Source organism: Mesorhizobium sp. M0152, assembly GCF_040322415.1.
Taxonomy (GTDB): Bacteria; Pseudomonadota; Alphaproteobacteria; order Rhizobiales; family Rhizobiaceae; genus Mesorhizobium.
Genome location: NZ_JAMYTH010000024.1, coordinates 1 through 25,792 on the forward strand (window position 1 = coordinate 1; position 25,792 = coordinate 25,792).

At 61.5% G+C, this 25,792-nt stretch carries 20 protein-coding genes; 9 read left to right on the top strand and 11 right to left on the bottom strand.

Features of this window, described 5'->3' with window-relative positions; translation table 11 throughout:
* The 6 genes from NKJ26_RS22170 to NKJ26_RS22195 all read right to left on the bottom strand — a co-directional run.
* Positions 1-232, bottom strand: a 232-nt coding sequence (locus NKJ26_RS22170; RefSeq protein ID WP_352697122.1) for an NAD(P)/FAD-dependent oxidoreductase, incomplete at its 3' end; no start/stop codon positions are given.
* Positions 229-1,410, bottom strand: coding sequence for a pyridoxal phosphate-dependent aminotransferase (locus NKJ26_RS22175; protein WP_352597921.1), 1,182 nt, complete (start codon positions 1,408-1,410; stop codon positions 229-231). The genes NKJ26_RS22175 and NKJ26_RS22170, both read right to left, overlap by 4 nt.
* A complete protein-coding gene (locus tag NKJ26_RS22180) occupies positions 1,403-2,308 on the bottom strand; it encodes a homocysteine S-methyltransferase family protein (RefSeq protein ID WP_352597922.1) in 906 nt (301 codons plus the stop codon). The genes NKJ26_RS22175 and NKJ26_RS22180 overlap by 8 nt, the downstream gene beginning before the upstream one ends.
* Before the next feature lie 109 nt (positions 2,309-2,417).
* Complete coding sequence (locus NKJ26_RS22185) at positions 2,418-3,371, bottom strand: DUF4238 domain-containing protein (protein WP_352597923.1); 954 nt, start codon at positions 3,369-3,371, stop codon at positions 2,418-2,420.
* Between the two features lie 2 nt (positions 3,372-3,373).
* Positions 3,374-5,827, bottom strand: coding sequence for a GcvT family protein (locus NKJ26_RS22190; protein WP_352597924.1), 2,454 nt, complete (start codon positions 5,825-5,827; stop codon positions 3,374-3,376).
* 31 nt (positions 5,828-5,858) lie between these two features.
* Positions 5,859-6,446 carry a helix-turn-helix domain-containing protein gene (locus NKJ26_RS22195; protein WP_352597925.1) on the bottom strand — a complete coding sequence of 196 codons (588 nt, stop codon included), beginning with the start codon at positions 6,444-6,446 and terminating at the stop codon, positions 5,859-5,861.
* 181 nt (positions 6,447-6,627) lie between these two features.
* On the opposite strand from NKJ26_RS22195, the gene NKJ26_RS22200 reads away from it, so the two are divergent.
* Positions 6,628-7,332: a nitroreductase gene (locus NKJ26_RS22200; RefSeq protein ID WP_352597926.1), complete on the top strand. Its 705-nt coding sequence runs from the start codon at positions 6,628-6,630 to the stop codon at positions 7,330-7,332.
* Between the two features lie 218 nt (positions 7,333-7,550).
* On the opposite strand, the gene NKJ26_RS22205 is transcribed toward NKJ26_RS22200, so the two are convergent.
* Positions 7,551-10,946 (bottom strand): class I SAM-dependent DNA methyltransferase, encoded by a 3,396-nt coding sequence (locus NKJ26_RS22205; RefSeq protein ID WP_352697125.1) that lies wholly within the window; start codon positions 10,944-10,946, stop codon positions 7,551-7,553.
* A 167-nt stretch (positions 10,947-11,113) separates the two neighbouring features.
* Between NKJ26_RS22205 and NKJ26_RS22210 the strand changes: the two genes are divergently transcribed.
* Positions 11,114-11,305 (top strand): hypothetical protein, encoded by a 192-nt coding sequence (locus NKJ26_RS22210; protein ID WP_352697127.1) that lies wholly within the window; start codon positions 11,114-11,116, stop codon positions 11,303-11,305.
* A 40-nt stretch (positions 11,306-11,345) separates the two neighbouring features.
* On the opposite strand, the gene NKJ26_RS22215 is transcribed toward NKJ26_RS22210, so the two are convergent.
* The 4 genes from NKJ26_RS22215 to NKJ26_RS22230 form a co-directional block, all read right to left on the bottom strand.
* The gene (locus tag NKJ26_RS22215) at positions 11,346-11,933 is read right to left on the bottom strand and encodes a sarcosine oxidase subunit gamma (RefSeq protein ID WP_352597927.1); all 588 of its coding nucleotides are present in this window, start codon (positions 11,931-11,933) and stop codon (positions 11,346-11,348) included.
* Positions 11,926-14,919, bottom strand: coding sequence for a sarcosine oxidase subunit alpha (locus NKJ26_RS22220; RefSeq protein ID WP_352697129.1), 2,994 nt, complete (start codon positions 14,917-14,919; stop codon positions 11,926-11,928). Before NKJ26_RS22220 ends, NKJ26_RS22215 begins: the two co-directional genes overlap by 8 nt.
* The gene (locus tag NKJ26_RS22225) at positions 14,916-15,212 is read right to left on the bottom strand and encodes a sarcosine oxidase subunit delta (protein WP_027026030.1); all 297 of its coding nucleotides are present in this window, start codon (positions 15,210-15,212) and stop codon (positions 14,916-14,918) included. The genes NKJ26_RS22220 and NKJ26_RS22225 overlap by 4 nt, the downstream gene beginning before the upstream one ends.
* A gap of 88 nt (positions 15,213-15,300) precedes the next feature.
* A complete protein-coding gene (locus NKJ26_RS22230) occupies positions 15,301-16,560 on the bottom strand; it encodes a sarcosine oxidase subunit beta (protein WP_352697131.1) in 1,260 nt (419 codons plus the stop codon).
* A gap of 230 nt (positions 16,561-16,790) precedes the next feature.
* On the opposite strand from NKJ26_RS22230, the gene NKJ26_RS22235 reads away from it, so the two are divergent.
* The 7 genes from NKJ26_RS22235 to NKJ26_RS22265 all read left to right on the top strand — a co-directional run bounded on the left by NKJ26_RS22235 (position 16,791) and on the right by NKJ26_RS22265 (position 25,792).
* Positions 16,791-19,274, top strand: a complete 2,484-nt coding sequence (locus tag NKJ26_RS22235; RefSeq protein WP_352697133.1) for a mechanosensitive ion channel family protein — start codon at positions 16,791-16,793, stop codon at positions 19,272-19,274.
* A gap of 145 nt (positions 19,275-19,419) precedes the next feature.
* A complete protein-coding gene (locus NKJ26_RS22240) occupies positions 19,420-19,683 on the top strand; it encodes a hypothetical protein (RefSeq protein ID WP_352597931.1) in 264 nt (87 codons plus the stop codon).
* A 223-nt stretch (positions 19,684-19,906) separates the two neighbouring features.
* Positions 19,907-21,340: a UbiA family prenyltransferase gene (locus NKJ26_RS22245; RefSeq protein ID WP_352697135.1), complete on the top strand. Its 1,434-nt coding sequence runs from the start codon at positions 19,907-19,909 to the stop codon at positions 21,338-21,340.
* A gap of 2 nt (positions 21,341-21,342) precedes the next feature.
* The gene (locus NKJ26_RS22250; RefSeq protein ID WP_352697137.1) at positions 21,343-22,695 is read left to right on the top strand and encodes an FAD-binding oxidoreductase; all 1,353 of its coding nucleotides are present in this window, start codon (positions 21,343-21,345) and stop codon (positions 22,693-22,695) included.
* Between the two features lie 122 nt (positions 22,696-22,817).
* Positions 22,818-23,252 carry an EamA family transporter gene (locus NKJ26_RS22255; RefSeq protein WP_352697139.1) on the top strand — a complete coding sequence of 145 codons (435 nt, stop codon included), beginning with the start codon at positions 22,818-22,820 and terminating at the stop codon, positions 23,250-23,252.
* Positions 23,249-24,256, top strand: a complete 1,008-nt coding sequence (locus NKJ26_RS22260) for an NAD-dependent epimerase/dehydratase family protein (RefSeq protein WP_352697141.1) — start codon at positions 23,249-23,251, stop codon at positions 24,254-24,256. Before NKJ26_RS22255 ends, NKJ26_RS22260 begins: the two co-directional genes overlap by 4 nt.
* A 105-nt stretch (positions 24,257-24,361) precedes the next feature.
* Entirely contained in the window at positions 24,362-25,792 is a 1,431-nt protein-coding gene (locus NKJ26_RS22265) for an aspartate aminotransferase family protein (protein WP_352697226.1), read from the top strand.

Sequence of the window (25,792 nt, forward strand, 5' to 3'; positions counted from 1 at the left end):
TGACGTAAAGGTCGGCCGAATATTTCGCCAGCCGCGTCATGTTCTGCGAGCCGCGCAATTGGCCGATCAGGCCGGCGGCATGCCAGGTCGTGCCCGAGGTCAACTGCTTGCGTTCGAGCAGCACGATGTCGGTCCAGCCGAGCTTGGCCAGGTGGTACGCGACCGAACAGCCGGAGACGCCGCCGCCGATGATGACGGCACGGGCTTTGGTAGGGACGGCCTTGGCGGTCATGCGGCCTCGCGACGGTAGCTGGAAGCAAAGCGGCGCAGCCGAAGCGCTGCTTCCCGCAACACGGGTTCGGGTTGGCACAGGCTGACGCGGATATGACCAGCGGCAGCTTCGCCGAAACTGGAACCCGGCATCACGCCGACCCTCTCCTTGTCGAGCAAGGCGAAGGCGAATTTCTCATCGTCCGGCTCGATGGCCGATATGTCGAGCATGACATACATACCGCCCTCGGAGCCGCGCACGGCAACGTTGTTCATGCCATGGACGGCGTCGAGCAACACGGTGCGTCGCGCCGCATAGCGCTCGGCGATCTCCTTGACGCCATAGCCGTTTTCCAATGCCTCGACACAGGCGATCGAGATGAAGGCAGGCAAGCCGTAGGTCGTTACCAGATTGAGATTGGTCAGCAGCGTGATCATCTCGCTGGGGCCGGTCAGCCAGCCCATGCGCCAGCCGGTCATGCCGTGGCTCTTGGACATCGAATTGATGACCAGCGTGCGCTCGGCCATGCCGGGCAGCGAGCGCGGCGAGACGTGCTCGCCACCACCCAGCGTCCAATAGACCTCGTCCGACAACAGCCAAAGATCATGCTCCCGGCAAACTTCGGCCAGCTGTTCCAACCGCTCCCGCGAATAGACCGCACCGGTCGGATTGTTCGGCGTGTTGATCAGGATAGCGCGCGTGTTCGGCCGAAGCGCCGCGCGGATCATGTCGGCGCGTGGCTGGAAACCATCCGCTGCCGGTGTCTCGACCACTGTGAATTCGGCGCCAGCCGCGCTGAAAGTGTTGGGATAGGTCGCATAGTAAGGCGCAACCACGATGGCATGATCGCCCGGATCGAGCACGGCCTGGACGGCCGCGTAGAGCGCCGCCTGTCCACCGGGCGTGGCGATGATCTGGTCGGGGTCCGTCGCAACGCCGGTGCAGGCGCGCGATGCCGCGGCCATCGCCTTGCGCAGGCGTGGCAGGCCAGGCAGCGGCGTGTAATGGTGATTGCTGCCGCGAACCGCGGTCACGCATGCTTCTATCGTTTGCGAAGGCGTGTCGAAGTCGTGGTCGCCGACCGACAGCATGATGATGTCTTCGCCGGCCTCCTTGCGGGCCCAGGCGGCGAAATGGACTTCCCAGCCATCCTTGCCCGAAGGCACGATGCCGGAAATGCGCGATGATGGTCTAGGCATGGATGACTCCTGAAATCTCATAGCCGGCCCGTTCGAGCCGTTCGCGCAGAGCGGCGATATGGGCCGGTCCGACTTCGCAGCAACCGCCGACGATGTCGGCACCGGCCTCCACCCAGCCGATGGCCTGGTCGGCATAGGCGTCCGGCCCGAGATCATGACGGGCATGCAGCACATCGACCGTGCCGCCATGCTTGAGCGCCTCGGTGGAAGTGAAGCCGTTGGCATAGGCACCGACCGGACCGCCAAGCTCGATCAGTTCGGGCAAGGCCACGGCGATCGCTTCCGGCCGGCAGCAGTTGACCAGCCGCGCCGCGACCGGCAGGTCGCCGAGCGCCGAGGACGCGGCGGCGATGGCTTCGCCGCTGCGCAGACGCGGTTGGCCGTGGTCGGCCAGCGTCCACGACACCCATACCGGCTTGCCGCTTTCCGACGCGGCGGTCACCGCCGCGCGCGCTTCCTCGGCCGACGCCATGGTTTCGCAGAGGAACAGGTCGACGCCGTCGGCCTGCTCGGCAACGATGCGGCGGTAGATATCGAGCGTCTCCTGATAGGAAATGGTCAGCGCCGGCGCATAGCTGCCGAAAAGCGGCGACAGGCAGCCGGCGATAGCGGTGTCGCCGGCCAGGTCGCGCGCCTGCCTGGCCAGTTCGATGCCGCGCTTCTGCAACGGCTTGAACAGATCCTCCGCACCCTCTCGGGCCAGGCGTTCGGGTGTTGCCGAATAGGTGTTGATGGTGATGATGCGGGCGCCGGCGCGGATGAATTCCGCGTGCAGGTCGCGCACCAGATCCGGCTCGTCGATCAGCACCCTGGCCGACCAGAGCGGTGTTGGCTCGGACTTGCTGCGGCGAACCAGTTCCTGGCCCATGCCGCCATCGGTAAGGACGACTTGCTTCATGCGCGCAGCCTTTCGTTCCTGGGATCCTGTAGCGGGGCGTAGTGGACCTCCCAGCCGCCCTTGCCCAAAGGCACGATGCTGGAGACGTGCGATGATGGTCTGGACATGGCTATTCAGCTCCTGGAGAGTAAGTCGAGAAAAACACTTTGGGCACTTGCCTGTATTGAGGGCTCTTTTCCAAGACGTAGTCGGCGAATGAAAAGTCGTCTTTGCAGGAGAACACATTTTTGTGCGCAAAGAGAATCTGTAAGTAGTTGAAGTTTATGACATTTTCTTCGACCGCTGGCATTGGTGTCCCCCGGTGGAATGCATCATCAAAAATTTTTCCTGAAATCAATGTCTTTCGAATCGAGCTAAGCCCTTCCGGGTTCGCCATCGGGTGATACTGGCCAGAAAGGACTGCCCGGTTCGCCTCGATCTGAAACTGTTGTGCGCTCGCATATCCATCGGTTAGTTGCCTCGATGTCGATTGATGCGGGATATACAACGCCAACTTTGGGGTCAGTGGAAAAAACGCCTCAATCCCTGCAACGTCGAAACCGAGATCTCCGCTTTGAGATGGATTCTCCGTGTTCTGGAAGGTGACGGGATGGTCGCCAACATAAAATGTATGACTACCCTCGATCTTCATTAAGACCCACTTCCGCCCCAATATCTCCTTTTGTATCAAGAACGAGGATCTCATCGAGGTCATGAATATGTTAGCTCGCCTTTCTTTGTCGACGGCAGAAGCTCCCTCAAAAAACGATGCCGTCCTAAAACTCTGAATGGCAATAAGGAGACTGACGATCTCCCGCTCCTGCTCGGAGATTGAAAGTACATTCTCGTGATCCACCATTTTTTTGATGGAGCGTGCGCAGTTTGATTCAAGTTTAGACAATCGACCTTCGTATGAGATATTTCTCCCTGATATTTCGAAGTCATAGAAATTCTCGGAGCACGCGGCTTTCGTCACGGGAACGTATGAGCGCGCGCCATTTGACAGTGCATATGCACAAAGTCGGCCGTGTTCACCCACAAAGCGTTTCAAGATGAACTTTGGCACAAAATGGTGGTTGCCCAAGTCTATCCTCGCAGCCTCTCGTTCTTCGGATCCCACAAAGGCTCGTCTTTCTGCACCACCGCCCGAAAACGGTCGCCGAAGATTTCGACCTCGACAGAAGTGCCGGCTTCGGCCAGGTCGGCGCGCAGCATGCCGAGCGCGATCGACTTGTCGATGCGATGACCCCAGCCGCCGGATGTCGTCTCGCCAACGATCTGGCCGTCATGCCAGAGCGTCGACATGTAGGGCGCGTCGCAATCGCCGGGATTTTCGACGACCATCGTGACGAAACGCTTCTTCACGCCTTGCTGCTTCTCGTTCTGAAGTGCCGCCTTGCCCCGGAAGTCAGGCTTTTCCCATTTCACGAAACGCTCCAGCCCGCCCTGCAGGATCGAATAGTCGGTGGACAGGTCGCCCTTCCAGGTGCGGTAGCCTTTTTCAAGCCTGAGCGAATCCAGCGCGTACATGCCGAACGGCTTCAGCCCATGCTTCCGGCCGGCGGCCCAGATCGTGTCGAAAATAGCGGCGGTGTCACCGACCCTGGTGTGGATCTCCCAGCCGAGTTCACCGGCGAAGGAGACGCGGACAAGCTTTGCCCAGCGGCCGGCGATATTGGTTTCCTGGTGCGTCAGCCATGGCAAGGCGAGGTCGGCGCCACAGACATCGGCAAGGATCTTTCGCGCGTTGGGGCCGGCCAGGACCTGAGTGGAATATTCCTCGGTCCGATCGGTCAGCTTGAAAGGCGCATCCCCAGGCATGCGCGATTTCAGCCATTCGAAATCATGCCATTGCGCGACCGCGGCGGTGATCAGCGTCATCAGATTTTCATCGTGGCGCACGACGGACATCTCGGTGACGATGCGGCCCTTGTCGTCGGAGAAATAGACGAGGCCGATGCGACCGGGCTTCGGCACCAGGCCGGTGATCTGCAGGCTCAGCCATTCGGCGGCACCAGGTCCTTCGAGATTGAAGCGCGAAAAGCCCGGCAGGTCCAGAATGCCGGCGGCATCGCGCACGGCCAGGCACTCCTCGCGGACGCGATGCTGCCACGGCCCATCGCGGCGGAAGGTCAGTGTCGCTTCCTCGGAGATGTCGTCGCCGTCTTTCGCGTACCAGGTGGCGCGCTCCCAGCCATTATAGGCATCGAAGCGGGCGCCGAGCGCGCTGATGCGATCGTGGATCGGCGACAGCTTGCGATTGCGGCCCTCGGGCCAGGCATGGCGGGGAAACTGGATGGCGTATTCGTTGCCGTAGATTTCCATGCCCTTGGCGACACAATAATCCGGCGCCGAGGCGAAGGTGGTGAAGCGGCGCGGATCGCATGACCACATGTCCCATTCGGTCTGGCCCTGCGTCACCCATTCCGCCAGCACCTTGCCGGCGCCGCCGCCTTGCGCGATGCCGAAGGTGAAGACGCAGGCTTCGAAGGCATTGGGGACGCCCGGCATCGGTCCGATCAACGGATTGCCGTCCGGCGCATAAGGGATCGGGCCGTTGATGACCTTGGACAGGCCGGCGGTGCCCAGGATCGGCACGCGGGCGACAGCATCGGCTAGGTAATGTTCCAGCCGGTCGAGATCGTCCGGGAACAGCTGGAACGAAAAATCGTCCGGCATCGGATCGTTGTGACCGGCCCAATGCGCGCGGCAATTGCGCTCGTAGGGGCCAAGATTCATGCCGTTCTTTTCCTGGCGCAGATAGTAGGAAGTGTCGACGTCGCGCAGCAGCGGCAGTTTCTTTCCCTGCTCTCGCGACCATGCGGCGAGTTCGGGGATTTCCTCGAACAATATGTACTGGTGGCTCATCACCATCATCGGCACGTCGCGGCCGAACATGCGGCCCACCTCGGCGGCGCGGTAGCCAGCGGCATTGACGACGATCTCGCAGCGGATCTCGCCCTGGGCTGATACAACGACCCATTCATCCTTCTCGCGGCGCACACCGGTGACTGGGCAGAAGCGGATGATTTTGGCGCCCATGTCACGCGCGCCCTTGGCCAGCGCCTGGGTGAGCTGCGCCGGATCGATGTCGCCGTCGCTTGGATCGTAGAGTGCACCCTTCAAATCATGCGTCTCGATAAAGGGGTAGCGGCGCTTGACCTCATCGACGCCGATGATGTCGATGTCCATGCCTTGGTAGCGGCCCATGCCCTTGGCGCGCTGGAACTCCTGCATCCGCTCGACCGAGTGGGCGAGCCGCAGCGAGCCGGTGACGTGATAGTTCATGGGGTAATCGACTTCGTCGGCCAGCCCGCGATAAAGCTCGGTCGAATAACGCTGCATGTTCATCAGCGACCAGGACGAGGAGAAGGTCGGCACATTGCCGGCGGCATGCCAGGTCGAGCCAGAGGTCAGCTCGTTCTTTTCCAACAGCACGCAGTCGGTCCAGCCCGCCTTGGCCAGATGATAGAGCGAGGAGGCGCCGACGACGCCGCCTCCGATGATCACCACGCGTGCCGTGCTCGGCAAACCGGCCATATTCTTCTCCAACCCTTGGTCTAGCGTTCATTCAATAAACTGGCGGCGAAACCACCCAGATGACGACCGCCGGCTCCGTTCCCGGATTGCGCCAGCGGAAAGGCTTGCCGTCGAAGCGAAAGGAATCGCCTTCGCCGAGCCGATGCCATGTACCTGATATTTCGATGTCGAATGTGCCCGACACGACATATCCAGCCTCTTCGGTCGGCCGACGCGCCTCCGTCTTGAGCTCGGCGCCCGGCGCGAAGACGGAGCGCAGCATCTCGAAGCTACCGCCGAGATCGGGCGATAGGAGTTCCTCCATCAGGCCGGATTCGCTTGTGCCAAGCGCGCGGCGGCTGGCGGAGCGCACGATCACGCCACGCTCGCTTTCGATGGGAACGTCGTGGCTGAAGAATAGGCTGAGCGGCACGCCGAACAATTCGGCGAAGGCCCTGAGATCACTGAGCGAAGGCGTCGACAGGCCGCGTTCGACCTGGCTGACCCAGCCGACCGAGCGGCCAAGTCTCAGAGCGATTTCCGCCAGCGTCAGTCCGCGCGCCCTGCGCAAAGCTCTGATATCGCTGGCCAGCACCCGTTCGTCAGGTTCCTGCAATGTTCGTGCGATGGTTGAAGGCAAAACGATCTCTTCATGAAAATTCGCGACCAAATTTCATGAGAAATCAAGCTCATGAAAAAATCAAGTGGATTTTCACCGATGCTCAAGATTTACTTGCAGGATTTTGGCGGTTCATGCAAAGGCTCGGCGGCGAGCGGCGAGTGGGGACGTCCGAGCGAGACAAAGGCTAAAGGGACGGCCCATGCTAGAGAAAATGCCTCGAATTGCGGGCGATGCCGACGTCGTTGACGACGCGATCCTGTCGCGCCGTTCGGTGCGTGCATTCCTGCCCGACATGGTCGACGATGACACCATCCGCGCCATACTGACGGTCGCGGCCCAGGCGCCTTCGGGCACCAACATGCAACCGTGGCGGGTCTATGTCACCAAGGGCGAGACCAAGCAGCGGATATCAGCCGCCATTCTCAGCTCGGGCATTCGCGCCGAGAAAGCAGACTGGGACGAGTACCGCTACTATCCCACCCAGTTCTTCGAGCCCTATCTGACACGGCGGCGCGCCAACGGCTTCGGCCTGTATGGCGCGCTTGGCATCGGCCGCCGCGAAGTCGACAAGATGCGCGCCCAGCATGACCGCAACTTCGTCTTCTTCGACGCTCCTGTCGGCATGATCTTCACCATCGACCGCCGGCTCAACCAGGGCTCGTGGATCGACTACGGCATGTTCCTGCAGAACATCATGGTCGCGGCGCGAGGCAGAGGCCTGCACACCTGCCCGCAAGCGGCGTTTGCCCCCTATCACCGGCAGATCAGGCCGGTGCTCGGCATTCCCGACGAGGAAATCGTCGTCTGCGGCATGGCACTCGGTTACGAGGATACGACGAAGCCTGAAAACGCCTTCCGCACCGACCGCGTGCCGCTGGAAGAGTGGGTGACGTTCAGCGAATAGATGGCTGGCTATGTAGAGGCTCCACTCTATTTGTCGTCGCAACCGCGAAACGGCAAGAACAACATTGCTCATGCGGATAGAAGCGAGGGCCGACACACGGGATGTATATGCACGGACTCTTTACATGCGGCAGTTGCCATCGGCAGTTCTTGAACTTGATGATATCAGACGCGCGCCGTACCATTGCGTGACTAGCAGAGGCCTCAAAAGCCTTCCTTCTATGCCGCGCGGAAGAAACTTTTTCCCTTGTCATAGCTTTCTGCCTGCCCAAGTCGCTCTAGGGATTGCAGGACGTCCCGCACTTCGGCAACAGCCTGGTCTGCAGGACTAAACTTTTGGGCGATTGCCTCTGCCGACAGAGGTGTTTTTGCGTGCCCCATAATATCAAGCACGATCCTAGTCTGCTCCAGCCAAACTGTTGGGAAGGCGGGCTTCTTGACCCTAACCTTGGTTGAAAGGATTGCTTGTACACGATCGCCCCGGTGGGCCAGCGGACCGATCTTGTCGATCTGATACTCAGGACGAAGCCATTTGATAAAGCCACGTCGTTCTTCGGCAGCGCGGATTTCATTTAACTCAACGAGGGAAACAAGCGTCTGCTCGGCATCAATGTCGCTGTGCAATCCATAGGATTTCATAACGGCTGCATCGAGCCTCTCGTGAAGTTCCCGGAGGATTAGGACCCGGCCTCGGTTTCGAATGTCCTGTTCCGCGCGGGAAAGTGCACGACCTGCCACGATGGCTTCTATAACATTGTAAAGTGCGGTCAGCGTTATGTCGGGATGCTCAACGAGGACTCGTTTGCGTGTTTCGTCGAGTTCTTCCGCAATAGCTCCAATCTCGGCCCGGTCGGACGCATTGGCATTGGGAAACGGGAAAGGATCGAAGCACCGGGATTTCGTGTAGATGGGGCGGTCCTCAAGCGTGCCGCCTACTGCCCTACTCCATACCAAGTGCACACACGAAGACAGCACACCTAGCGTGAAGGCATCTTCAACCGCGATGACGACAAGCCTGTTGTCTGGAGTGATGTCTCCGCCCAGGAATTGGAAGATGTGGTGTTTTGCCGTTTCGACGGTCGCAATGTAGCGATGCAACCCGAATAGGGCTGAGCGCAGCTCTCTTCGCGGTTCGCCGAACCACCACCATTTCTGTCGGTACGAGGTTCGATTATTCCGCTCCCGTTCTGGCTTCACGGTGTCCAGTAAATGTTGATAGACTTCGGGAAAGTCGCGTCGAACTTCGGCAGCGGCAGTGTCGAATAGATCGATGACCATTACTCCACGCGGTCGCGAAGTCAGGTCTTTTCCATTGCGATATTCGCGAATATACTTTTCGAGCCCCGGCCGTTTTCCAAGCCCAAGTTTTTCCGCCTTATCCCTCGCAACGATAAAGCCGCTACCCATCAGCTGAACGCCACGATAGCCGATTACGCTGTTAGCTAGAAGTTCGCTTGCCCTGTCTGTGTTAGCACCAATCGTCAGATCGGCATTGACCTTGCCATCATGGCGGGCAAGATCGATAGTGGGTTCGTCTGTGTCTAGGTTCTCTTCCCGCGTCACAAGGCGTACAATTCCTTCCCGGTCGCCGGCTTCCGCAACGGTTATCGCAATTCTCACTGCAGCGGCGTCCTTTGTGGCCTTAGTCCAAGGGTGGTCGGGGATAGCGAGCACCAAAGAGATGGGCGACGAGCCGGATAGATGACGCTCAAGAACTCTTCGCTGAAAGACTTGCGTTATCGAATTTGTCGTAACGAATCCGAAGCGACGTAGTCGCGTTCCCTTTCTGACGAGCAACTCGGCTGCGCGATCCCACCAATACATCACGAAATCCGCCGCAGGATTCATCTGCGGATTTGCGGCCCACAATGCTTCGGCATAACCGGCACCGAGGCGCCCGCGAATATCCTTTCCGCCGATGAACGGGGGATTCCCGACGATGAAGTCAGCCTCCGGCCAGTCCGCGCTAATTGCGTTGGGATAGACGTACATCTCGTTGCCTTGGCCATCGACCATAGGCTTGCCGACCGCGTCACGCTTGAGCAGCGGATAAGGATAGCCCGACCAGGTGATTAAGGCATCCTTAGCGTGAACATGATCACTGCTGCCTAGGACGGGCTCTGGAGGGACTGTTGAGCGCGTTCGCATGTGCCACTGGATGTATCCTATCCAGAGGACCAGTTCGGCAATCTCGACCGCTCGTTTGTTGAGCTCCATGCCGAAGAATTGCTCCGGCTTCACTGAAATGTCCGCAACCCGTGCGACCGCCTCATCGCCTCCGATATCCTGCAACTGCTTGAGCGCTTCTCCCTCCAGTTGCTTCATCCTGCGGAGGGCGACATAGAGGAAATTCCCAGTACCACATGCCGGGTCGAGCACCCGCACCGATGCTAGGCGCCTCAGAAAATCTTCGATTTCACGAATGGCACCGGCCATCGAGCCGCTCCGGATCGCGCGATCCGCAGCCGATTGATGGCCAATCCAGTCTTTGGTTAGGGGTTCCATGATGGTCGCATCGACGACCCTTTCGACATAGGCGCGCGGTGTGTAGTGCGCTCCAAGACGCTTTCGCTCGGCGGGGTCTAGCGCCTGCTCGAACAGCGTACCGAAAATAGCTGGCTCCAGATCACGCCAATCGGCATCCGAGGCGTCTCGAAGTAGGCGTATTTCTACTTTCGACAATGGGAGCGAGACCGCATCCTTGAACAGCTTGCCGTTGAAGCGAAGCAGCCTCTCGCCGATGCCAGGGGAGTATCCCCCTTTGTCCATGCGTAGCCAGAGGTCGTTGATCTCGAACGTGAACTTCGTCGGATCATCTAGGCATCTCGTCAGAAGTTCGGTGAATCCCTTTTTCCGGAGCAGGCCTACGTCCTCGACGAACATCGTGAAGAGGCACCGCATCAGGAAGACAGCTACGTTGCGCGCCTCGAAACCTCGCGCCTCAAGGGCTTTGGAAATTTTCGCCAGATGTCCGGCAATCTCTCGGGTTATTTTCGCCGTTTGCTGTGCGGGGTCCAAGGATTGAGGCTGTTCCCAAACGGCGCGGAGAAGGTCTTGGGCTTCGGGCTTCGCAAGCTGGCTGAGTTCGATGCGAAATTGGCGCGCGTCAGGAAACTGCGCGTAATGGCGCCCGTGGCCGGAAAAGTCGGCATAGAGTTCGATCGCGCGCCCTACGTCGCAGGCGATGATAAACGGTGGGTAAGGATGATCAGACGGCAATGAGGCCGCATACCGCTCTGCCTGCCGGCGAGCTTGGACCATGACATGGTCGAGACCCACTTGGGCTGGATCTGTGCGTTCAGGGATTGGAGGGGCGAACAGGTCTGCCTGACCTTCCGGCAGAGCTTTTTTTGCGCCACGAAGACGGCTTTGCTTCGCCTCGAGAATGAAACACCCGCGTTTATACAGATCAATGCGGCCGGCTTCTGTTGTTCCATCCGGTCGTTTGCGCTCCACACGCCGCTCAAACACATAATCGTTGAAGTCGTGCGCGGCCAGTGCCGGATCAGGTCGCCTCACGTTGATGGCATCACAAAGCTCCGTCAAGAAAAGGGAGTAATTCGCCCGCTCCTGGCCACCGTCAAGATTGGACCATCTGCCGATAAACTCGGCCATTAGTAATTCGCTATTAACTTCTTGCGCGTTTCCCATGCAATAAATTGACATTGCATGGTTACTAAATGTATAAACATGTGTTTTGATGCTATATTATTATCATAGACGTCCCCGGAAGGGCTGTATCATGAACACGCCGCAGGCGACCGTCAGGCGGCAGCAGGAGCGTGGCCCTGGCCGACACATCGGCGCGATCGGTGGCGCCGGCGGATATTTCTGCTGTCATGGAGATGTTCGAACCAACAAATGTGCCGAACCCTGAGACGGGGTTCTATGTCCGTTGGGCCGGTGTGCGGCTATTTCCTCCTACCATGGATGCCGCGGCGGATATTTCTAGCGGCAAGACCGGCTGGCCTTGATGCCAGAAGCAGCGCCAAGGCGGCCATGCGGCCGCGCCGGCTATTGCACCTCGTAGCCTACTTCCTCGCTGGCATGGCAAAGAGCCTTCCAGAACGAGCGCGCGAACGAGCGAAAGACATAGATGTCGAACTGGTCGGCGCCGGTGCGCTGGATCTGGGCAAAGACGTCGTGATGGGCGGTCGAGCGGCCAGAGCCGACCGGAAAGGCTGGCAACGCGAAGTCGATGGCGAAGAATTTCGCCAGCACCCATTCGGCCTTTGGCCCGGCAATGCGGATAGCGGTGCGGCCGTGCGACAGATCGGTCACCGTACCGATGGCCGGGGTGACCACATTGACGAAGGCCGCGGCCAGCCCTTCGGCCTCGTCGGCGGCGGTGAACTTTCCCGGCGCGAAGCCGAACGCCGACTTCACCCCGTCGCTCAGGCCGCCACCGGCGCCGTCCGGCAGCGCAAGCCCGGTGACGGTGCGGATGGCAGCGATCAGTTTCTTCTCTTCGCCGGGCCACGCCGCAAGCTGCACGATCGAGCCCGGTCTCGTCTCGGTAAGGATGATCTCGACGCCATGCTCGAAATTGCCGTGGGAGCCGGGGTGAAATTCCGGATCAAGCGGTGATTGACGCTCAACCATGCATGCGGCTCCCGTCCGGATCGTAGAAGTGGTTGGACACGATCTCGACCGGTCCGAAGCGGTTGCGCAAGGGATCGGAGACATGAGCGCGCGTGCCGTGCCGCGCCTTGCCGCCCTTAACCAGTGCCAGCGCGATATACTTGCCCAGCGCCGGCGAATAGCAGCAGGCGGTGATGTGGCCGATCGAGCCGTGCGGGTTGGCCTCGTCAAGCTCCTCGACAATGTGCGCGCCGCCATTGAGCGGCCGGTTGTCGAGCGCGACCAGGCCGACGAGTTCCAGCCGATCGGGCGCGATCAGGCCCTCACGGTCCATCATCGCCGAGCCGATGAACGGCTTCTTCTTCGACAGCATCCAGTCGAGATGCAGGTCGCGCGCCGTGGTGCGTCCGTCGATCTCGGCGCCGGTGACATGGCCTTTCTCGATCCGCATCGTGCCCAGCGCCTCGAGCCCATAGGTGACCAGCCCGAACGGCTTGCCGGCCTCGACCAGCGCCTCCCAGACATGGGTGCCGTAGCCGGCGCCGCAGTACACCTCGAAGGCCATTTCACCGGAGAAGGAGAGCCGGCAGATCATCACCGGCACGCCTGCGATTTCGCCGCGAACGATGCCCATGAAGGGCAGGGTGGCATTGTCGACCGATGTGCCGGTGACGCAGGCGGCGAGAATCTGTCTGGCCTTCGGCCCGCCGATCGCCGCGCCCGCCCATTCGTCGGTCACGGAGGTGACGTGCACTTTCAGCTCCGGCCAGATCACGTCGAGAAAATATTCCAGATGCTGCATGACCTTGCCGGCATTGGCCGTGGTGGTGGTCATCAGGAAATCCTGTTCGCCGAGCCGCCAGGTGGTGCCGTCGTCGAAGGCGAGGCCGTCCTCGCGCAGCATCAATCCGTAGCGCGCCTTGCCGATGGTGAGCGTCGAAAACATGTTGGTGTAGACGCGGTCGAGGAATTCGGCGGCATCGGGGCCTTGCACGGCGATCTTGCCCAGTGTCGAGACATCGACCATGCCGGCGCTTTCGCGCGTCGCCTTGGCCTCGCGCACATAGGCCTGCTCGATGGTTTCGCCTGCATGACCATAGATCATCGGTCGATACCAGAGTCCGGCGGAATACATGGTCGCGCCGTTGGCGAGATGCCAGTCATGCATCGGCGTCAGCCGTTCAGGCTTCAGATCGCCGAAGCGCTCCGCTGCCAGCGAGCCGATCGACACCGGCGCGAAGGGCGGCCGGAACCGCGTCGTGCCGACCTCGGGGATCGGCTTGCCCAACGCTTCGGCCATGATGGCGAGGCCGGGGATATTGGAACTCTTGCCCTGGTCGGTCGCCATGCCGAGCGTGGTGTAGCGCTTCAGATGTTCGACCGAGACGAAGCCCTCGCGATGCGCCAAGCGCACATCTTCGGCCGTGACGTCATGCTGGAAATCGACGAAGCTCTTGCCCTTGGCCCTGACCTCGAAGACCGGCGCCGGATCGGGATCGCCGGGCGCTGCCTCGACCGTCGGCAGTATGGCGGGCGTGCTTTGCCCACCCGCTGCGACAAGGCCCGCGGCGCGCCCTTCGGCCATCGCCTCGGCGGTGGAAAAACTGCCGGTGAAAGCGCCGGCACCGATCCATTTTTGCATCGGTTTCGGCGGCAGGAAAGCCTGTCGCGAAGCGTTCCATTCCGCCTTGGCGCCGGCCTGGCTGGCCAGGTGAATTGTCGGCGACCAGCCGCCCGACATCAGCAGGCAGTCGGCGTGGATGCTGCGGGCGTCGCCGGTGAGCGAGCCGTTGGTCATGTCGAAACGCTGAACCTTGATGCCCGAGAGCACCTTGCCTCCCTCCGTTGCGACGACGGCGTGACCGGCGAAGATCTCGGCGTCGGTTTCCGCGATCAGCTGGCGCATTTCGGTCGAAAGCTCTGGCCGGACGTCGATAATGGCGACCACCTGTGCACCTGCCTTCTTCAGGGCAAGTGCGGAGCGATAGGCGCTGTCATTGTTGGTGAACAGCGCGATGCGCTCGCCCGGCAGCACGCCGAATTCGTTGGCGTAGCGCTCGGCCGCATGCGCCAGCATCACGCCGGGTCTGTCGTTGCCGGGGAATACCAGCGGCCGCTCGAAGGCGCCGGTGGCCAGCACCACGGATTTGGCGCGGATTGCCCAGTAGCGATGGCGTGGCTCGCCCTTGGCCGGGGCTTCCTTGTGGTCGCTGACCCTTTCCAGCGCGGCAAGCGTGTTGTTGTCGTAATAGCCCCAGACCGTGGTGCGCGGCAGAAGCCGGACATTGTCGCGGCCTTCGAGCTGGGCGACGGTGCGGCGCGCCCAATCGGCCGCCGGCGCGCCATCGACGATTTCATCGGACCAGTTTGCCGAACCGCCGAAGCGCGGCTCGAGATCGGCGAGCATGACGCGGGCGCCCTGGTCGGCGGCTGCCTTGGCGGCCATCAGACCGGCGGGGCCGGAGCCGACCACCAGTACGTCGCAAAAGGCGTTCATGCGCTCGTAGCGGGCCGGGTCCCTCGCGGATCCGGCCCTGCCCAGGCCGGCGGCGCGGCGGATGAAATGCTCGCAAAACATCCAGAGGCGCGTGCCCTTCAGCGGGCCGAACACCGGACCCATGAAGGTCTTGTAGTAGAAGCCGGCCGAGAGGAGCTTGCCGCCAAGCTGGTTGACGGCGTTGATGTCCCAGGCAAGCGAGGGAAAACGGTTCTGGCTGACGGCCACCAGCCCATCGTGGATCTCGACCATGGTCGCCGGAATGTTGGGCTCGCGAACCTCTCCCTTCAGCACCGTCACCAGCGCGTTGGGCTCCTCGACGCCGGCGGTCAGCAGACCGCGCGGACGATGGTATTTGAACGAGCGCCCGTAGAGGGTTACGCCCTTGGCCAGAAGCGCCGACGCCAGCGTGTCACCGGCGTGGCCGGTGTAGGGCGCGCCGTCAAAGGTGAAGCGGATGGTTTTCAGCCGGTCGATGCGGCCGCCGCTGTCGGTGCGCCGCGGGCTCATGACTTGCCCTCCGCCTTGCGGCGCGTGGCAGAGGTGTGATCGCCTCGCACGAAGGCGACGCTGGAAATCTCATGCGTCAGCGTGTTGCGCACGACCCGCAGATGTGCGCGGCAACCGCCGGAATGCTGCCAGATCTCGTTGTGGTCGCCGGCCGGGTTCAGCCGGTCGTAGACATAGGCGTTCCACGCCTCGAAATTCTGCGAGGCGGGATCGGGGCGCTCGCGGTTGCCGTCACCCTGATAGGTGAATTCGATGACGTCCCGCGGGCCGCAGTAGGGGCAAGTGATCAGCATCGAATTGTATCTTCTTGTTTGACCATGAACTTGTCTGGGAACCGGCTTCCAGTCTTCGCCGATGCGGCCCTTCGGTTCCGGATCATGGCTAATGAAGCCTCGGGGTGGCGCCCTGGCCCTTGTCGTCGATCACCAGGCCGCGGTGGAAGCGGTCGAGCGTGAAGGGGGCGTTGAAATCGTGCGGCTGATCCTTGGCGATGGTCCAGGCAAAGCACCAGCCGGAGGCCGGCGTCGCCTTGAAGCCGCCATAGCACCAGCCGCAATTGAGATACATGCCGGGCAGGGGACCGGTGGTGATGATCGGCGAACCATCCATCGACATGTCGCAGACGCCGCCCCAGGAGCGCAGCATGCGCACGCGGGCAAGCCCCGGAAACAGTGCCAGCATCTCGCTCATCACCTCGTCGACGATGGGTAGATTGCCGCGCTGGGCATAGCTGTTGTAGCCGTCGATGTCGCCGCCATAGACGAGGCCGCCCTTGTCGGACTGCGACATATAGAAATGCCCCATGCCGAAGGTCACGACGGTGTCGATGAAGGGTTTTAGCGATTCGGTGACGAAGGCCTGCAAGACATGGCTCTCGATCGGCATCGTTTCGACGCCGGCCAGTTGCATGACGCGTCCGGTGCTGCCGGCCACCGCGACCGCCACCTTCCTGGCGCGGACGTCGCCGCGCGAGGTGGTGACGCCCGATATGCGGTCGCCGTCGCGCAGGAAGCCTGTGACCTCGCAATTCTCGATGATGTCGACGCCGCGACGGTCGGCGCCGCGCGCATAGCCCCAGGCCACCGCGTCGTGGCGGGCGGTTCCGGCGCGGCGCTGCATCAGGCCGCCAACCACCGGGAAGCGAGCGCTGTCGGAGATGTCGAGCGCCGGGATCAGGCGCTTGATCTCGGCCGGCGTCATCAGCTCGGCGTCGACGCCGAGATGGCGCATGGCGTTGCCGCGCCTTGCATAGTCGTCGAACTGGGCTGGCGTGTGCGCCAGGTTCAGGCAGCCGCGCTGCGAGAACATGACGTTGTAGTTGAGCTCGTGCGAGAGGTTCTCCCACAGTTTCATCGAATGTTCGTAGAAGCGGGTGTTCGCCGGCAGCAGGTAGTTCGAGCGTACGGCTGTCGTGTTGCGGCCGACATTGCCGGAGCCGAGCCAGCCCTTTTCCAGCACGGCGACATTGGTGATGCCGTGTTCCTTTGCGAGATAGTAAGCGGTCGCCAGCCCGTGGCCGCCGCCGCCGATGATGATGACATCATAGGAAGCCTTGGGGTCAGGCTTGCGCCAGGCCGGCTTCCAGTCCTTGTTTCCCTTGAGCGCGTTCGCAAGCAGCGAAAAGGCCGAGTACTCTGCCATCATTGTCATCCGGTTCGGGCGATGCGGCAGACTATAGAGCAGGCCGCAGCCGCAAAGCCAATATTGCGCCATCGCCTTTCGACTGGCCGACGCCTTTGTCGGGGATCAGAGGAGGGCCAGCGATGGGATGATATCGGCGGTAGGATGCGACGGCTTGCCCCATGATATGGCCGTCTTTATCAAGGACAGGCTCTTCAACGCCTTTGCCGCCCGTGAGTCGTCAACAAATCATGCTTTTCCGATTGCTTCGCCTCATCCTGATCATCACGCTCGTCGTTTCGGCGCCGCTGTCGTTCGACGCGGCTGCGCAAGGGCTCGGCCAGGCCCCTGCCGGACTGGTGGCCGACCAGCAGAAGATCCTGCAGGATCTGACGACAAAGACGGACAATCTCGACAAGAAGATCCAGCAGGACGGTGAGGATGACAGCGACCTGGTCGATATCCGCCTGCAACTCGAGGAATTGTCGCACAAGGCGCTGAACAGCGCATTGGCCTTTCGTTCCCGCCTCGGCGAGATCAACGCCCGACTCGAACAGCTTGGCGCCGCGCCCGCCGCCGGCCAGCCGCCGGAGCCCGATATCGTCAGCGGCGAACGCCAGGCGCTGGCGTCGGAGAAGGCGGAAATCAACGCGGTCATCGCGCAAGCCCAGACCTTGTCGATCCGTATCAGCGGGCTGATCGACAAGATCGGCAACATGCGCAGCGAGTTGTTCCGTAATCTGCTCACCAAGCGTTACGTGCTTTCCGATGCACTGAGCCCGCAGGTTTTCTCCGATGCCAAGGACGAGTTCGACAATTTCTACAAGGCGGTGTCGTCCTGGCTGAGCTTCGCGTTTAAATTCAAGTTCCAGGCGATCCTGGCGGCGACCTTCGTGGCGCTTGGCCTGGCCCTCGTGCTGCTGGTCGGCGGCAGACGGCTGTTCGGACGAGTGTTCGAACCTGACCCCACCAACGAGGACCCGTCTTATCTCAGCCGCCTCTCGGTGGCCTTCTGGTCGACCTTGCTGCCGACGCTGGCGGTTGGTGCGTTTCTTGGCTCGACGATCTTCTTCTTCAATTATTACAATGTGTTGCGCGGCGATATTGGCTTCTTCCTCAATGCGCTGGCGACCGTCATCGGCGTGGTGTTCTGCGTCAACCGGCTGACCAATGCGGCGTTGTCGCCGCGGCTGCCGAACTGGCGCCTGATCCCAGTCGAGACCGGGCCGGCGCGATGGCTGGTGCGCCTGGCCACCGCCATGGCCGTCGTCATCAGCGTCAACACCTTCCTGTCGATAATCAACGACAAGATGGGATCGCCCCTGTCGCTGACCATCGCCCGCAGTTTCGTCGCCACCATCATCGTTGGCGTCATCCTGATCCTGATGGCGATGCTGAGGCCGTTCAAGGCGCATGACGGAAGCTGGCGGCCATGGCCGGCATGGCTGCGCTATACATCGCTTGCGCTCGGTTTCTTCACCATCATCGCGGCGCTGCTCGGCTATATCGGCCTCGCCCTTTTCGTCTCGCTCCAGGTTGTCGTCACCGGCACCGTCCTTGTCACCGCCTATATCGGCTTCCTCTCGGCGCAGGCGATCGGCGAGGAGGGTGCTTTCGCCAACACATCCGTCGGTCGCTGGCTGTCAGCCAATTCCAGCTATGAGGACACGGCACTCGACCAGCTCGGCCTTGTCGTCAGCGTCGCCATCAACGTGATGATCGTGCTGGTCTTCCTGCCGCTGATCCTTTTGATGTGGGGCTTCCAGCTGGGCGACATCCAGGCCTGGGCCTACAGACTGGCAACCGGAATCACTGTCGGCTCTGTGACCATTTCGGTCACCGGCATCCTTTCGGGCATCGTCGTCTTCATCATCGGCTATTTCCTGACGCGCTGGTTCCAAGGCTGGCTCGACGGCTCGGTGATGGCGCGCGGCAAGGTGGATACGGGGGTGCGCAATTCGATACGGCTGGCGATCGGCTATGCCGGCGTGGCATTGGCGGCGCTCGTCGGCATCTCGGCCGCCGGCATCGACCTCTCCAGCCTGGCGCTGGTCGCCGGCGCCCTTTCCCTCGGTATCGGCTTTGGCCTGCAGAATGTGGTGTCAAATTTCGTCTCGGGCCTGATCCTCTTGGCCGAGCGGCCGTTCAAGGTCGGCGACTGGATCGTCGCCGGCGACATCAGCGGCACGGTCAAGAAGATCAGCGTGCGGGCCACCGAGATCGAGACTTTCCAGCGGCAATCGGTAATCCTGCCCAATTCGAACCTGATCAACAATGCCGTCGGCAACTGGACGCACCGCAACAAGCTCGGGCGCATCGACCTGAAGGTCGGCGTCGCCTATGGCAGCGACGTGAAGCAGGTGCATGCCACTCTGCTGGAAATCGCGCGCAGCCACCCGCTGGTGCTGAAGAACCCCGAGCCTTTCGTGCTGTTTGCCAATTTCGGGGCTGCCGCGCTCGAATTCGAGGTCCGCGTGTTCCTGGCCGATGTGACGAACGGCAACATCGTGCAGAACGATATCCGCTTCACCATTCTCGAAACCTTCAACAACGAGCACATCGAGATACCCTCGACGCCGCGTGCCGTCGTTGAAGTCAAGAAGCCCAAGGCCTGGCCAACCGACGATGACAAGATCGAGGCTGACTTCGCCGAACAGGAACAGGCAAAGGTGGCCGCGGCCGAGGCGAAACTGCTGGTCAAGCCCCGCAAATCCAAGAAGCCCGATCCTGACTAATCGTGGAGCTCAAACCGCGCAAACCCAATTGCGGCATGATGCGGCATTCAGTTGCTGTTCAGCTTCCATCTCATATAAGCTTCCAAGCAAAGGCGAGAATGCCTTGCGAATGCAACAGAGGCGGTGGGAACACCGATATCGCAACATGTGGAAGTCTCTCGTCGCTGCCGTCGCCTTGCTCGCCGTGAGCGGCTCGGTCCATGCCGCCAGCGCGGTCAACAAGGACGCCGAGACCCGCACGCTGGTCGTGACGGAGGGCGGCAGCAAGACCGAACTCGCGTTGGCTGCCGGCGAAACCGTCGAATTCTGCCAGAATGGCTGCTTCGTCACCTTGCCCAATGGTGACCTCGAAGCCCTGACCGGCTCGGAAACGATCGAGATCTCGGGCGGCGCTGCGCGCATCAAGTAATTTCAGCGGCATATTCTGGAAAGGCCGGATAGTTTGTCCGGCCTTTTATCGTTTCCGGTAGCGGTTGCTTAACATTGACGCCGGAAATACCGACATCAGCTGCCTGCAACCGTGCGTTTTAACGTTCGCTACGCCAACCCCCGCTATACCAGCGTCAAGACGTCGAGAACGGCGCGGCGAGACTCCGGCTTTCTGGGTCATATGGCGGCAGGGCAGGACGGGCATGGATGCGCGGTCGGACAGCAACGCAATACCGCTCGCGGTCGATCTCGATGGCACGCTGATCGCGACCGACCTGTTGTGGGAAGGGCTGTTCATTCTTCTCAAGAAGAACCCGCTCTATATCTTCCTCGTGCCCTTCTGGGCCGCCGGCGGACCGGCCCGGCTGAAGCAGGCAATCGCGCAGCGCGTAGACATCGATCCTGCCTCGCTGCCTTATCGCGAACCGCTGCTCGACCGCTTGCGCACCGAACGCGCCGAGGGCCGCAAGATCGTGCTGGCGACCGGCACGCCGCGCAAGTTCGCCGAAGCCATCGCCGCCCATCTCGGCATTTTCGACCGGGTGATGGCCACCGACGGGCTCGACAATCTCACCTCGGGCAAGAAGCGCGCCTCGCTGATCACCGCCTTTGGCGACGGCGGCTTCGATTACGCCGGCAACAGCCGCCATGACCTCCAGGTGTTCGACGCCGCGCGCAATGCAATCGTCGTGGCGCCCGACCGTCACGCCGCGCGCTGGCAGGCATCGCGCAACGCCGAAACCATGCCGGCGCCGAAGCCGACCGTCAAAACCATCGTCAAGATGCTGCGCGTCCATCAGTGGCTGAAAAACTCGCTGATCGCCGTGCCGATGGTACTCTCGCACGAATATTTCAACACCGACATGATCTGGCAGTGTCTGCTGGCGTTCGTCTCGTTCAGCGCAGTGGCGTCGGCCATCTATATCCTCAACGATTTCTTCGATCTGGCGCTCGATCGCAAGCACCTCACCAAGCGCAACAGGCCGTTCGCCAGCGGCGCGCTATCGATCCCGTTCGGCCTTGGCGCGATCGCGGTGCTGCTGGCGATCGGCGTCGGCATCGGTCTCTTTCTGTCGCTCGAATTCCTGGCCGTGCTCGCCGGTTACATGGTCGTCGCCACGGCCTATTCGTTGTCGTTCAAGCGCATGCTCCTGGTCGACGTGCTGACTCTTGCCGGCCTCTACACGATTCGCGTCCTGGCGGGCGCGGCCGCGACCGGCGTCGACGTCTCGTTCTGGTTGCTTGCCTTTTCGATTTTCTTCTTCCTGTCGCTGGCGCTGGTGAAGCGCTTTGTCGAATTGCGGACTACCGCCATCGCGGTCGGCGAGCGCATCGCCGGCCGCGGCTATCGCACCGAGGACCAGGAGATCGTCGCCCAGGCCGGCATGGCCTCGGCCTTCTCCTCGGCGCTGGTGCTGGCGCTTTACATGGACAGCGTCGCGGTGCGCGAGCTCTATCCGCATCCGTGGCTGATCTGGCCGCTGCCGCCGATCGTGCTCTATCTCACCATGCGCGTCTGGATCCTGGCGCGTCGCGACGAGATGCACGACGACCCGGTCGTCTTTATCATCCGAGACTGGCGCAGCCAGATCGTGGTGCTGATCGGTGCTGTTCTGCTGTTCATCGGGGGCTGGTAGGCATGGCTGGGGCGCTCTTTCAAAGCTTCGGTCTCGCCACACCGCCCGCGCCGCTCGCGATCGGTGCCGCCGACGGCATTGCGCTGCTGAAGGGCGGCAAGGCGCGGGACGGGTCGTTGCTCGCTTATGGAAACGGCCGCTCCTACGGCGATTCCTGCCAGAACCACACCGGCGCCGTCGTCGACATGCGGTCCCTGAATCGTATCAGAGCTTTCAATGCCGAGACCGGCGTTCTCGAAGCAGATGCGGGCGTGCTGCTGTTGGACGTCATCGCTCATGCCGCGCCTTACGGTTTTTTCCCGGCCGTTGTTCCGGGCACGCAGTTCGTCACGCTCGGCGGCGCTATCGCCAACGACGTTCATGGCAAGAACCACCACCGGCGCGGCACGTTTGGCTGCCATGTGGAAGGTTTTACGCTGCTGCGGTCCGATGGACGCACCTATCATTGCTCGGCCGTCGATAACCCGCGCCTGTTTCGGGCGACGATCGGCGGCATGGGGCTGACAGGCCTGATCCTGTCGGCTTCGATCCGGTTGATGCGGGTGCATTCGCTCGACATCGTCGAGAAAGCGACGCCGTTTCGCGATCTCAGCGAATTCTTCGGCCTGGCAGAAGCGGCCGACCAGGCCAATGAATACGCCGTTGCCTGGATCGATCAGCTCGCCAGCGGCCGCCACAGCGGGCGGGGGCTGCTGTTCACCGGCAACCATGCCGAGCATGGCTCGCACAAAGCTTCGCGCGCCGGCGGCAATTTCTCGGTGCCGTTCCAGCCGCCGTTCAACGTGCTCAACCGGCCGTTCCTGACTGCTTTCAACGCGGCCTACCGGTGGAAGAAGCGCCGGGTCACCGCGCCGCGCCAGATCGGCTATCAAGGTTTCTTCTTTCCGCTCGACGGCGTGAGCGACTGGAACCGACTTTATGGCCCCAGTGGGCTGTTCCAGCATCAAAGCGTGGTGCCGGAAGACGTCGCACGCGCGATCGTGCCGGACCTGCTCGCGGCGGCAAGGCGCGCCAGGCAAGGCTCCTTCCTCACCGTGCTGAAACGCTTCGGCGAGGTCCGCTCGCCCGCGCTGCTGTCGTTCCCACGGCCGGGCTATACGCTGACGCTGGATTTCCCCAACAGGGGGCCCGCGACGCTTGCGCTGCTTGCGGAACTCGACCGCATCACGGTCGAGGCCGGCGGCGCGGTCAACCCCTACAAGGACGCGCGCATGGCTGCCGCGACCTTCGCCGCCTCCTTTCCGGAGTGGCCGAAGCTGGAAGCGCTGCGCGACCCCGTCTTCATGTCGGACTTCTGGGCGCGAACGGCCAGGAGGATCGACCCGCTGCGGTGCGGCGTCGAGGCCGCCGAATAGATAAATCTGGAATGGATCGTGGTTAGCGAATTCTTAAGGGCGAGATTTACTCAGAACCCTCTTGTGAGTTCACGAAGTCTTTTCGGATTTGTATTACTTGATGTCACGGTGAGTGGGCCGACATGAAATACATCGTCTTCATTCTCTTTACGGTCATGACCAATGCTGCCGCGCAGCTCATGCTGAAGCAAGGCATGATGTCGCTCGGGCCGATCTCGTTCGAGGGTGTCAATCCCCTGGTCAAGCTGTTGCAGATCGTCTTCAGCCCATGGGTATTCCTGGGCCTCTGCACCTTCGTCATCTCCATGGCTTCGCATCTCTACGTGCTGTCAAAGGTCGAGCTTTCCTTCGCCTATCCGTTCCTCAGCCTCGCCTATGTCGCTGTCGCCATCTTCGCCTATTTCGTCTTCCGCGAGGACCTCAATGGCTGGCGCATCGCCGGCATCGCCTGCATCTGCGTCGGCACGGTGCTGATCGCGCAGAGCGGCCGCGGCCATGAGGACCAGACCGCTTCCATCACGCACGACAGGATCCAAGCAAACGAGATCATTCGATGAGACATGTGATTTTCGGCGGCGACGGCTTCGTCGGCCGCCACCTTGCCCCAAAACTTGTGGCCGATGGTGAAGAGGTCGTCGTTGCCGACGTCGTGAAAAGCGAGCTGTCGCATTACCGCAACGCGCGTTTTATCAAGTGCGACGTGACGGATCCGGCCTCGGTCGCTGCCGTCGGACTTAAGGCCGGCGACATGGTCTACAATCTGTCGGCCAAGATGCTGTCGCCGCTCCAGGTGCGCGCCAAGCGGCACGATTTTTTCTTTCCGGTGAATTTCCACGGCACCGAGCACATCATGCAGGCGATGGACAGAGCCGGCGCAGCCAAGCTCGTCCACTATACGACCGACATGATCTACGGCCACACGGTCACCCAGCCAATGACCGAGGACCACCCGGTTGCGCCGCTTGGCGAATATGGCTGGTCGAAGCAGAAGACCGAGCAGCTGGCTGCCGAATGGCGCAAGCACGGCATGTCGATCTCGCTGTTTCGCCCGCGCCTGATCATCGGCCCCGGCCGGCTCGGCATCCTGGAAAAACTGTTCAAGCTGATCGACTGGAATTTTCCCGTGCCGATGATCGGTTCGGGCAAGAATCCCTATCAGTTCATCTCGGTGTTCGATTGCGCGGAGGCCGCACGCGCTGCCTGGAAGGCAGGGGTTCCGAACGAGGCCTACAATCTGGGCTCGCTCAATCCGCCGCCGGTCAGGAAATTACTCGGCGATCTGATCAGGCATGCCGGATCGAGATCGATCCTGCTGCCGACGCCGGGCTGGGCGGTCAAGCGCACGCTCGACCTGCTCGACCTCATGAACATGCCGATCATGGATCCGGAACAATATCTGATTGCAGACGAGGAGTGTGTGCTCGACGTGTCCAAGGCCGAGCGTCAGCTCGGCTGGGTGCCGCAATATCGCGACGAGGACATGCTGATCGCCGCCTACAGCGAGTACCGGGCCAAGAAGGCCGGCCACGCCGTCGCTACCAAACATGTGCCTGCCGAATAGCGGGCTCGCCGAACAGTTTTCGCTGCGCGCGATGCTGGTCGTGTGCACAGACAGGAGATTGAAATGACCGTCATGACCAAGCCCGACCAGACCAATGCGCGCACCATGGTCAGCGCACCGGGGCTGTCGCCCGTCGCCGTCGCCAAGCCCGACCTGATCAGCGTCGAGCAGGCCAAGGCAATGGACGTCGCTGGGATGACCGACCTGTTCAAGGCGCATCTCAATCCCGGCCAGCTGCATTTCATGAAGCTGCTCGGCTTCCACAAGATCAAGATCGAGCGCGCCGAGGGCATGTTCTACATCGACCAGAACGGCCGCAAGATCCTCGATTTCTTCGGCGGCTTCGGGTCACTGGCCTTCGGCCACAACCATCCGCGTATTCTGGAAGTTCGGAAAAAGTTCCAGGAGGAGAAACGCCAGGAAATCGCCATCGCTTTCATGTCTCAATATGCGGCAGCGCTGGCGCACAACATCGCAAAGTGCTCGCCGGGCGATCTCGACATGGTGTTCCTGGGCTCGTCCGGCTCGGAGGCGATGGAAGCGGCGGTGAAACTTGCCGAACGCGCCGCAGGCCCAAAGCGCCCGAAAATCGTCTATGCCGAGAAATCCTTCCACGGCAAAACCAAGGGCGTGCTGGGCATCACCGACGGCCAGCTCTATCGCGCCGACTTCAAGGTGGCCGAGAATACGGTCCGTATCCCCTTTGCCGACATCGAGGCGGTCGAGCGCTTGTTCCGCTCCGACCCGGAGGTCGGCGTCATCGTGCTGGAAACCATCCAGGGCGGCGGCGGCATCATCCAGGCTGAGGCGCAATACTGGCAGAAGCTGCGGGCGCTATGCGACCAGTATGGCGTGTTGTGGGTGGCCGACGAAGTGCAATGCGGCTATGGCCGCTCCGGCCGCTTTTATGCCTTCGAACATTATGGCGTCGTTCCCGATGTGACGGCGCTGGCCAAGTCGCTCGGCGGCGGCAAGGCCGCGGTCGGCGCGATGATAGCTCGCCGCGAAATCTACATGAAGGCCTATGGCACGCCCAAGACGGCGATGATCCACGCCATGGCGACGTTCGGCGGCATGGGCGAGGCCTGCGTCACCTCCATCGAGGCGCTCAATGTGCTCTATGACGAAGGGCTGATCGACAACGCCGCCGTCACAGGTGACTATCTGCTGCAGCGGCTGCAGGCGCTCAAGGACAAATACCCCAAGATCATCAAGGATGTGCGCGGCAAGGGTTTTATGGTCGGCCTGGAGTTTCATGATTTCTCGCAGACCTTGCCGATGGTATTGCGCCCGATCGTCAGCGTGCTCGACGACAAGCTGAAAGGCTCGCTGTCGGGCTTCGTCGGCGCGCTGTTGCTGCGCGACTACGACGTGCTCGTCGCTTTCACCGAATACAATCGCAACGTCATCCGGCTCGAGCCGCCGTTGATCTGCCAGCGCGAGCATGTCGACCAGTTCGTCGATGCTTTCGACAGCCTCTTGTCGCGCGGCATCGTGTCGATCGTGAAGGATTTCGTCAAAAGCCAAGTCCGTTAG